Source organism: Pedobacter insulae, from assembly GCF_900113525.1.
Taxonomy (GTDB): Bacteria; Bacteroidota; Bacteroidia; order Sphingobacteriales; family Sphingobacteriaceae; genus Pedobacter; species Pedobacter insulae.
In genome coordinates, this window is record NZ_FOPP01000005.1 from 348,157 (window position 1) to 358,158 (window position 10,002).

At 38.5% G+C, this 10,002-nt stretch carries 8 protein-coding genes; 2 read left to right on the forward strand and 6 right to left on the reverse strand.

The features are described 5' to 3' along the window. The first annotated feature begins 33 nt into the window (after positions 1-33). On the forward strand, positions 34-351 hold the full coding sequence (locus BM207_RS11010; protein WP_090993973.1) for a peptidase associated/transthyretin-like domain-containing protein: 318 nt from the start codon (positions 34-36) through the stop codon (positions 349-351). Between the two features lie 173 nt (positions 352-524). Beyond that, a complete protein-coding gene (gene carB, locus BM207_RS11015) occupies positions 525-3,422 on the forward strand; it encodes a carbamoyl-phosphate synthase large subunit (protein WP_090993907.1) in 2,898 nt (965 codons plus the stop codon). 89 nt (positions 3,423-3,511) lie between these two features. Here carB and BM207_RS11020 read toward each other — a convergent pair whose 3' ends face one another. The 6 genes from BM207_RS11020 to BM207_RS19125 all read right to left on the reverse strand — a co-directional run. Next, positions 3,512-4,465 carry a DUF3137 domain-containing protein gene (locus BM207_RS11020; protein ID WP_090993910.1) on the reverse strand — a complete coding sequence of 318 codons (954 nt, stop codon included), beginning with the start codon at positions 4,463-4,465 and terminating at the stop codon, positions 3,512-3,514. Further along, positions 4,465-5,022 (reverse strand): LemA family protein, encoded by a 558-nt coding sequence (locus BM207_RS11025; RefSeq protein ID WP_177217102.1) that lies wholly within the window; start codon positions 5,020-5,022, stop codon positions 4,465-4,467. The genes BM207_RS11020 and BM207_RS11025 overlap by 1 nt, the downstream gene beginning before the upstream one ends. Positions 5,023-5,177: 155 nt before the next feature. Further along, positions 5,178-5,648 carry a DUF4920 domain-containing protein gene (locus BM207_RS11030; RefSeq protein WP_218155045.1) on the reverse strand — a complete coding sequence of 157 codons (471 nt, stop codon included), beginning with the start codon at positions 5,646-5,648 and terminating at the stop codon, positions 5,178-5,180. Between the two features lie 370 nt (positions 5,649-6,018). Beyond that, positions 6,019-7,395: a DNA repair protein RadA gene (radA, locus tag BM207_RS11035; RefSeq protein ID WP_090993979.1), complete on the reverse strand. Its 1,377-nt coding sequence runs from the start codon at positions 7,393-7,395 to the stop codon at positions 6,019-6,021. A 384-nt stretch (positions 7,396-7,779) separates the two neighbouring features. Then, positions 7,780-8,433, reverse strand: a complete 654-nt coding sequence (locus BM207_RS11040; protein WP_090993912.1) for a hypothetical protein — start codon at positions 8,431-8,433, stop codon at positions 7,780-7,782. Between the two features lies 1 nt (position 8,434). Further along, positions 8,435-10,002 (reverse strand): hypothetical protein (locus BM207_RS19125; protein WP_177217103.1); only part of this gene is annotated, 1,568 nt, incomplete at its 5' end.

A 10,002-nucleotide genomic window follows, 5' to 3' on the forward strand; every position in this document is an offset into this window, starting at 1 on the left:
ATTTAAGCAATTGTAAACTAAAAATTAATGATCATGAAAAGTGCGAGTTTAAAAATCTTAACCGTTGCAACTTTATCTATAGGGTTGTTTGCATTCGGTTCGATTAAAGAAGGCGGGATCCAAGGCAAGGTTACTCCCGCCGAAGGAGCAAGAGAGGTAGTCGCCGTTGCGGGAACTGATACCCTAAGATCACAAATCAGCAACGGGACTTTTGTTTTTAGCAATGTAAAAAAGGGAACTTATACCATTTGGATTAAAGCCAATGCACCCTATAAAGATGCTGCTGTCGAAAATGTTTCAGTTGCTGATAGCGCAACAACAGATATTGGAGAAGTTAAATTACTCCAGTAAATAATTCATGTGTGTGAATTTAAAAAAAGAGGGCCAACTGCCCTCTTTTTTATTTTAAAATCCTATCTTTGCATCCCGACAGATAAGTTGGGATATTTCACATTGTAATAGCGCATTTTCCCAAGCTATCGTCAAATTTTGATTTTACTTTAGACTTTTTTTAAACCCCTACAATGCCTAAAGACACCTCCATACGCTCCGTACTTATTATTGGATCTGGACCTATTATCATTGGTCAAGCATGTGAATTCGATTACTCTGGCTCGCAAGCAGCCCTTTCTTTGAAGGAAGAAGGTATAGCCGTTTCCATTATCAATTCTAATCCGGCAACGATCATGACCGATAAGGTTATTGGTGATCATGTTTATCTGAGACCATTAACCCTCGAATCGATCGAACAGATTTTAATTGAACATGCCAACTCTCCAACCTTACCAACCATTGATGCGGTATTACCAACAATGGGAGGTCAAACTGCCTTAAACCTTTGTGTTGATGCAGAAGAACGTGGTCTATGGAAAGCGCATAACGTAAGAATTATTGGTGTTGACGTAGCCGCAATCGAAAAGACAGAGAATAGAGAATCATTCCGTCAACTTATGGTCGACATAGGTGTAGGCGTTGCTCCTTCGAAAATTGCTAATTCATTTTTAGAAGGTAAGGAAGCTGCCCAAGAGATCGGCTATCCATTAGTAATTCGCCCTTCTTATACATTAGGAGGTTCGGGGGGTGGTTTTGTGCATAAGAAGGAAGATTTTGATGCGGCCCTAAAACGCGGTTTAGAAGCTTCACCAACGCACGAAGTGTTGGTAGAAAAAGCTGTTTTAGGGTGGAAAGAATATGAATTGGAGTTGTTGAGAGATAGCAATGATAATGTAATCATCATCTGCTCCATCGAAAATTTCGACCCAATGGGTATTCATACTGGAGACTCCATCACAGTTGCACCTGCAATGACCTTGTCCGACCGTTGTTACCAGGAGATGCGTAATCAAGCTATAAAAATGATGCGTGCTATCGGGAATTTTGCAGGAGGATGTAACGTGCAATTTTCTGTAAATCCTGATAATGATGATATTATCGCGATTGAAATTAATCCACGTGTTTCTCGTTCATCAGCTTTGGCAAGTAAAGCAACAGGCTATCCGATCGCTAAAATTGCCGCAAAACTCGCAATAGGCTATAACCTAGATGAAATAGAAAACCAAATCACCAAAACAACTTCAGCATATTTTGAACCAACTTTAGATTATGTAATCGTAAAGATCCCTCGTTGGAACTTCGATAAATTTAAAGGAGCTAATCCCGAACTAGGCCTGCAAATGAAAGCAGTTGGGGAAGTAATGGCTATAGGCCGAAGCTTTATCGAAGCGTTGCAAAAAGCTTGTCAGAGTTTAGAAATTGGTAGAGCGGGCCTAGGTGCTGATGGCAAGCAAAAAAGGAACATTGAAGAAATTATGCATGGTTTGGAACATCCAAGCTGGAACAGATTGTTCCTGATTAAAGACGCCATGAGTATGGGGGTACCACTTGAATCTATCCGTAAGGTAACGAAAATCGATAAGTGGTTTTTAATCCAAATCCAGGAAATGGTTAATTTGGAAATTGAACTAAAACGCTATTCGCTAAATAATATTCCTAAAGATTTCTTCTTTAACCTAAAACAAAAGGGTTTCTCTGATGAACAAATTGCCTGGGTATTAGGTAATGTAACAGAAGACGAAGTATACAACCGCCGTAAGGAGTTAGGAATAAAACGAGTTTATAAAATGGTTGATACCTGTGCAGCTGAATTTGCCGCACAAACACCCTATTTCTACTCTACTTTTGAAGAAGCGCCAATACAGATATCGCTTTTAGGAAATGAAACGCTTTCAACAGGAGATGAACTGGGTACCAATGAATCGATTTCTTCCGATAAGAAAAAGGTAATCGTATTAGGCTCCGGACCGAATAGAATTGGGCAAGGTATAGAATTCGATTACTCGTGTGTACACGGCTTGCTAGCGGCAAAAGAGAGCGGTTTCGAAGCGATTATGATTAACTGTAATCCCGAAACAGTATCTACCGATTTTAACATGGCCAACAAATTATATTTTGAGCCAGTATTCTGGGAGCATGTAAGAGAAATTATCGATCTTGAGAATCCAATAGGGGTAATCGTTCAGTTAGGTGGTCAAACTGCCTTAAAGATGGCCGAAAAGCTGCACGAGAACAATATCAAAATTATCGGTACTGCCTATAATGATATGGATGTTGCTGAAGACCGGGGACGCTTCTCCGATCTGCTGAAAGAATTAGATATTCCTTATCCGAAATACGGTGTTGCGGAGAATGCAGAAGAAGCAATTGTAGTTGCAAATGAAGTTGGTTATCCAGTTTTAGTCAGACCTAGTTATGTATTAGGCGGACAAGGTATGAGCATTGTGATTAACGATGAAGATCTTGAAAAAGCAGTAGTGAAGCTATTAGGTGATCTGCCTGGCAATCGTGTATTGATTGACCACTTTTTGGATAGAGCGGAAGAAACAGAATCAGACTCCATTTGTGATGGAACTGATGTGCATATCGTTGGCTTAATGGAACATATTGAGCCTGCAGGGATCCACTCTGGAGATTCTTTTGCAGTTTTACCTCCCTTTAGCTTGTCAGAAAAGGTAATTGCAGATATGGAAACATACTCTAAAAAAATAGCTAAAGCATTAAATGTAATTGGCTTATTAAATATTCAATTCGCAGTTAAAGATGATAAGGTTTACGTAATTGAGGCCAATCCAAGAGCCTCACGTACGGTTCCTTTTATTGCTAAAGCTTATGATGTGCCTTATATTAATATTGCGGCAAGAATTATGTTGGGTGTAAATAAATTAAGAGACTTTAACATTGTTCGTAAACTCGAAGGTTATGCTATCAAAGAACCAGTATTCTCATTTGATAAATTCCCTGAAGTAACTAAGGAACTTGGTCCGGAAATGAAGTCTACCGGAGAATCTATTTACTTTATTAAAGATTTAGAAGACCCTTATTTCCGTAAGCTATATAAAGATAAGTCGATGTACTTGTCAAAATAAGAAGGAAAAGTCGTCATTGCGAGGAGCGTAGCGACGAAGCAATCTAGACCCAGAGTTTAGATTGCTTCATTCTTCGCAATGACGGATACTTATTTCGTCCAAATTCTCGTATTCAAATCTAATTCCCTAATAATTAAGAGCATGAAACCAAGAATGTTCATGTCCTCCTTTAATAGATCAGGTCTTAGTAGCGTTTTGAATACGGGCGCCTCAAAGTAGTTATGAGCCAAAGGAAAAGCAATGTAAACCGAAGAATTAATAAAAGATAAAGATACACAGTAGGCCGAGCGTTCGTTTAATTCGCTAATGCTGTCCATCATTGCAGGGGTCAAAATATATCTTGCCTCAATTTGATCCGTTCCGTAGGTTACAAAATTTTTGTTAAAGTATTCGTTTTCTAACTGAATTAAATCTTTATCTCCGAAAGAGAAAAGGTTTTTCGAGAACCAAGCGCCAATGGAAGACCCAAAATCTTTAGGGCGAACCACTGTAACGCCATTAAAGTTCTTATTGAAATCGGCCGTAAAAATGATACCCTTTAAGATGTCGTGCCAGTGAACTTGGCGGCCATTTTTTGTCTGGGTTTCTGTCTTATATTCGGCGTGTACCTCCGCAAAATAAAAGGTAGTTTTCTCATCTTTCCCACTAATTAAATCTTCGGTATGATAGCGGTCTGGTCGCCTGGTAAACAGTTGAGACCCTACAAATTCCGATTCAGCAATCCCGTCATTATGGTTAAAAGTAATGCTTTGGTTCAACGTGTTTAACGAAGCACCGATCACTTCTTGTTTGAAGCGATACTTATATTGCGCTATGTCATCGCTAATGCGATATAAAATTACCATTCCCAGAACGATAAAAGCTGCCCCAACAATCAAAGCAATCACTGGTTGGCCTGCAGAAAACACTAGAAATGCTGCAAATGCCCCTAGTAGTATTGCACCCCAGCCTTGGAACTTGCTGGCAGCTATTTTTTTTCGTTGAATTTCTAGTTCGGCAATTACATTTTCTATAGCCGGACTGACTTTAAAATCAGTGTCCATTAATTATTAAAAAGATTTTTAGCACTAATATTAGCGCGTTCTACTTCGGCCGTTTCTAAAACAGGCATAGTTTGGTAGCCTAACATTCCAGCAAACATATTTCCAGGGAACATCATTACAGCATTATTATAAGAGGTAACGGAAGAATTATAATTTCTACGTGCTGCAGCTATTTGCTCTTCACTTTCTGTCCAGGTACTTTGTAGGTTCAAGAAGTTTTGGTTTGCTTTTAAATCCGGATAGTTCTCTACACTAACCATTAAGCCCTTTACAGCAGTACCTATTTGCGTATCTAAAGCTAATTTTTCACCCTCACTTACACTGTTTCCCATAGCTTTTCCTCTTAGTTCGGTAATCTTAGTCAAGGTATCGCCTTCATACTGCATATATTGTTTAACAGTTTCTACTAGATTTGGAAGTAGATCAAAACGTTTTTTAAGCATCACGTCAATTGCAGAGAATGCGTTGGCAACTTGGTTCTTCTTGCCAATTAATGAATTGTAAATTCCGATACCGAATATTAATACGGCGATTGCAATAATTGCTACAATGATCATGGTTAGTTAATTTAAGTCTATGATAAATATATAAATTTTATGATGATATAGATGAACTCAAAGGTTTTCTGTTACAGATTTTTTAAAAAAAAGAAACCCTGCTCCGGAGAGAGCAGGGTTCAATCAATCAATATTAAAAAGGAGAACCTTTCTAATTAGTTCAAAATTACAACTCCTTTTGCTTCAAACACAATTTCTTTTTTAGGTTTTGTAATTTTAGCAATTTCAGCTTCCGATTTTTTTGCATCTTCAGCAAAATGCTTTAAGTCTTCTACAGAAGTTTCTTTGCGCTCAGCAAAACCATCAATCACTACTTTTTTACCAGCAATATCTTTTGGCATAAAGAACGCATAGTCTTTGAAATTCACGAACATTGTTTCGCCATTTGGCATCGCCAAGTTCATAAAACATCCCTTTTTCTGGCACACCAATGTTACCACTCCGGTAACTTTCATGTCAGCCTTAGGTTTGTCGCCCAACTTCGTGCTAATTTCCGCAGTAGTAATAACGTCGCCTTTTTTAACGCCTTCGCCAAATGATTTGCCATCAAATGTGTTTGCATCCTGAGCGTACGAAAATGCAGTAACAAAACAAAAGATAACGCTTAAAATAAATTTATTCATCATGTTATTATTTAAAAAGTGATAAGTATTCATTCAATTTAGTTACAAAAATATTTAAAATCTTTCTAAATAGGGAATGTTGTCCAATAAAAATAAAAAACCCCATTACCATCCGATAATGGGGCTAATCATCCCTCTAAATTTAACACTTAGGCATGGTAGCCTAACATACTACTCTATACAAAAGGGCATCCAAGGATTATGTTTAATCAGAAATATTCATTAATCGATTAAAAATCAATGAATTATGTGTTATGTTTTTTGCTCACCAATTCGATAGTGGAAGGCCGCAGGGGAAAAAACACCTTAAATTGAGCTTATTTTGGGTAAAAAGCTCCTTCATTCTTGATAATTTAAGCAGAAGAGAAGATAATTAACCGAAAAGCAATGAAAAGACCTCCTCAATTTTACTTACCGTGATAATTTTTATCTTGAACTTATCTGCTATTAAGCCTTTGAGATTATAATTGGAGATGAATATTTGCTCAAATCCTAATTTTTCAGCTTCAGCTATTCGTTGTTCAATTCTATTAACTGCTCTAATTTCACCAGACAGGCCTACTTCGGCAGCAAAACAGATTTTAGAGGAAATAAAAATATCTTCATGGGAAGAAATAATGGCGGCCATAATGGCCAAGTCGATCGCGGGATCTTCTACTTTTATTCCTCCAGCAATATTTAAGAATACATCCTTTGCACTTAATCGAAATCCACATCTTTTTTCGAGCACTGCCAACAACATATTCATTCGCTTCGTGTCAAAGCCTGTAGCAGAGCGCTGGGGTGTTCCGTAAGCCGAAATGCTGACTAATGCTTGTGTTTCGATAAGCATTGGCCTGGCACCTTCTAAAGTAGCAGAGATGGCAATGCCACTTAATTCTTCATCGCGCTGTAAAAGCAAAATCTCTGAAGGATTGGAAACCTCTCTCAAACCATTGCTTTGCATAGCATAAATGCCTAACTCCGCTGCCGCACCGAAACGATTTTTAATAGATCTTAAAATGCGGTAGATGTGGTGACGGTCGCCTTCAAATTGCAAAACCGTATCCACCATATGCTCCAATATTTTAGGTCCTGCAATGGCGCCATCTTTCGTAATGTGGCCAATTAAAAACACAGGTGTCGCAGTTTCTTTAGCAAACCTCAATAACTCCGCTGTACATTCCCTTACTTGTGAAACACTCCCAGGGGTTGAATCAATATGCGCTGAATGAAGTGTTTGTATTGAATCAATAATTACGATCTCAGGAGCTAAGTCCTCAATCTGCTTGAATATATTTTGAGTTGAAGTTTCTGTTAAAATGTAGCAATCGGCTTTAGGCTGACTGGTAATCCTTTCTGCCCGCATTTTTATTTGTTGTTCGCTTTCTTCTCCCGAAACGTACAGAATTTTACGTCCTGGTACATTTAAAGCGAGTTGCAGCAGGAGGGTAGATTTCCCAATACCAGGTTCGCCTCCAATTAAAACCACCGAGCCTGCAACTAACCCGCCTCCTAATACTCGATCTAACTCCGCATCTCCGGTAACCGACCTTTCTTCAGTAGTACTTTGAATTTCTTCAACTTTGTTGGGCTTGTTTAAGCGGTGGTTTCCTGAGTTTGATTTCCAAGTGGGAACATTGATCGTTCCTTTTTCGATAATTTCCTCTGCAAAAGTATTCCAACTATTACATGATGGACATTTACCAAGCCATTTTGCAGATTCATACCCACAACTCTGACAGAAATATGCTGATTTAGTTTTAGCCAATTTTTTGTTTTTTAGTTCGAAAGTTAGGACGTACAAGAGTTTGAAAATCAGGAAGTCCGAAAGCCTGAACACAGTAAGTCCGAGAGTCATGTCTTATTCCTTCGTCATTGCGAGCGTAGCGAAGCAATCTCTTGCTCATAGTAAAATCCATCTCCGCACAAATTTAATCTTTACAGTATGTATTTGGAGATAAAATTCTTAACAAAAAAAGGTACTGTTATAAATTCCAAATGTTTATATGCTTAAATGGCAAATACCAATTTTTCATGATCATGTTTTTAGGGACAATAGCTAACATCCCCGCTAAGGATGATAAGTTTATTTTTAAAAACGGGTAGATGATAGCCGTTTGATCAGAACTTTCATTTAGTTTGAAAAATTGATTTATTTCAATTTTTCAAACATTAATATTTTGCTATTCTCCAACAGCACCAATCTTTCCCTTTTGACCTCAATAATTTTATAATTGACTATATGGGGTTCAATGTAATACTTCGTTTGAGGACGTAAGTAAACGATAATACTTGTTGTTTTGTTCATTAATCTTTTTATAGGTATGGAAACTCGGTAGTAGCCTATACAATCTATTGTAAAATAACCTACAACGTTATTATTGTAAATAGTCATATTGCCTAGTCCATTATTATTTGTAGGAATAACACTTAGGGGGGAGTTGTAAACATCTCTCAAACCATAATTGGCTGCCATCGTGGTCCCACTACTATCGAACACTTTAACATCAACGATTGCAGAGCCAGCTGGTTTGTCGGCACTAGATATTTGATAGCTAGAGGTATCCTGATCTGAAAAGAGCTGGTACTTTAAAATCAGTCGGTTATTTTTTATGCGATACGTCCCTGCACCAATACTTACTGTTACATCCCCCTGAATTTCCTCCCTGAAATGTTTTTTTGAGAAGGTAATGGTTCTACTTGCAGAGAAATCCTCATTTTTATAACGATAGGATCCATCTATACTTTGGGCATTACAAATAATTGAAAGAAAAATGGCAATTAAAAAAAAATAATAGGTTTTCATATTAACATCCTCCTGCAGCTCCTTTTTTAGGTTGGGTTACACCATTTAAATTTTTACCTGTTTGTTCTATTGAAATAAGATTTTTTATTCTAAGTTGTACATCGGCAGGAAACTCTTGAAAAGCTTTTGTGTCAAATAAACCTCCCCAAGCTAGATCATGATAGAATCTACTCTTTTCTAAAGTAGTAGAAAAAGTATATCCTTTACTATCACCATATTCCGATAAGGAAATTGCTATTTGAGACACAAATAGTCTTGTCATTTCGTTATGATGTATTTCATTTAGATCAGGTCTCTTTTTTTTATTAAATTCATCTACAAGGTTAGCGTATTCTTTGGTAGCATTAACCGTATCATTGGCGAAATAAGCAACCAAATAAGCATGGACACCCTCATGCAATAATGTTTTTGCAATAGCTAAGTTTGAGCCATTTATAAATTCAATATTGTTAATGGTTGTGGTAACGGTGTTGGTTGTCCTATTCCAATAACTAGTTGTCGCTAATGTCCCGGGTGATGTAGATCCACTTATTAAATTCCATTTGTATTTCGGGTCGTCGTTTGTAAATGTTCTGATTAAGCCATTAACCAAGCCATTATGATCTTTTATATCGCTTAGTACACTTTTCATACAGTCATTTAATAAACTATCTCTAATCTCTGGCGGACACGCTGTTATTCCCGTTGTACCACCCATACAGGTGCCACAGTTGGGGTTCACATAGGCACTTCCTCCCATTACCCCGGCACAGTCTACCACCTCATCGCAATCCGTAGGGGGGAGAACCATGACCTTATTTCTCAAAGTTTTTTTAGAGGAGACCAATGGTGGGTCATCGGGACATGGATTATAATCACCCGGAGGTGTAGGGGTGGTACCTCCACTGCCATCGCCCGGATTCGGCGCGTCAACACAGGTTGTAACCCGATACTCTATGTAAACATAGCCCGCTCTGGCATCCCCTTCCAGGTAACAGCCTGTGTCCCAAGGCGCATGTTGCCCTGATCCACAAGCGTAAGGTATTTCATAGAAATAATCTATAGAAGTGCATATCTGGGCAACAAGGCTTGTGTTCGGCTTTTTGATACCGCTTTTGGTCGAAGCGGTAGTCGTCTTAGGCACGGTTCCATTGTTGAGGTTGAGATAGGTAATGCTTATGTCCCCCTCAAACTTACCGCTATGCCCCTTCCTCCACTCCGCTATCCATTTTTTTGTAGGGGTGTAGGTGTTTACAAAAGCGATGGTTCCATCGGGCCCCTCGTCTATCGTTAGGTTTTGAAAGGCAACGGCTCTTTTACTGGGAAGTTCTACAGGGAAAACGTACATCGTATGGCCATTTGCCTTAATCACTTTGATGCTGTCGGTAGCGATGCTGAAACCAAGGTAGGTTTGGTCAGTATGGATGGACATTTTTTTTGACTTCGAGGACAAAGCGGTCATGAACTCCTGCTTTAAACTGCCGAGCGCACTGAGGTTGGCTTTTTTCTGGAACTGGGCCAGGTTGATGATTTCAACTTTTGGGCCGTTTTTATAGTTGAGCATCTCCTTCTTGCGGGCGGGGTCTATTT

What these genes read in the sequence shown, in the direction of transcription:
- BM207_RS11010 (WP_090993973.1), top strand. Translation starts at nt 34, where the DNA reads ATGAAAAGTGCGAGTTTAAAAATCTTAACCGTTGCAACTTTATCTATA.
- carB (WP_090993907.1), top strand. Translation starts at nt 525, where the DNA reads ATGCCTAAAGACACCTCCATACGCTCCGTACTTATTATTGGATCTGGA.
- BM207_RS11020 (WP_090993910.1), bottom strand. Translation starts at nt 4,465, where the DNA reads ATGGACACTGATTTTAAAGTCAGTCCGGCTATAGAAAATGTAATTGCC.
- BM207_RS11025 (WP_177217102.1), bottom strand. Translation starts at nt 5,022, where the DNA reads ATGATCATTGTAGCAATTATTGCAATCGCCGTATTAATATTCGGTATC.
- BM207_RS11030 (WP_218155045.1), bottom strand. Translation starts at nt 5,648, where the DNA reads ATGATGAATAAATTTATTTTAAGCGTTATCTTTTGTTTTGTTACTGCA.
- BM207_RS11040 (WP_090993912.1), bottom strand. Translation starts at nt 8,433, where the DNA reads ATGAAAACCTATTATTTTTTTTTAATTGCCATTTTTCTTTCAATTATT.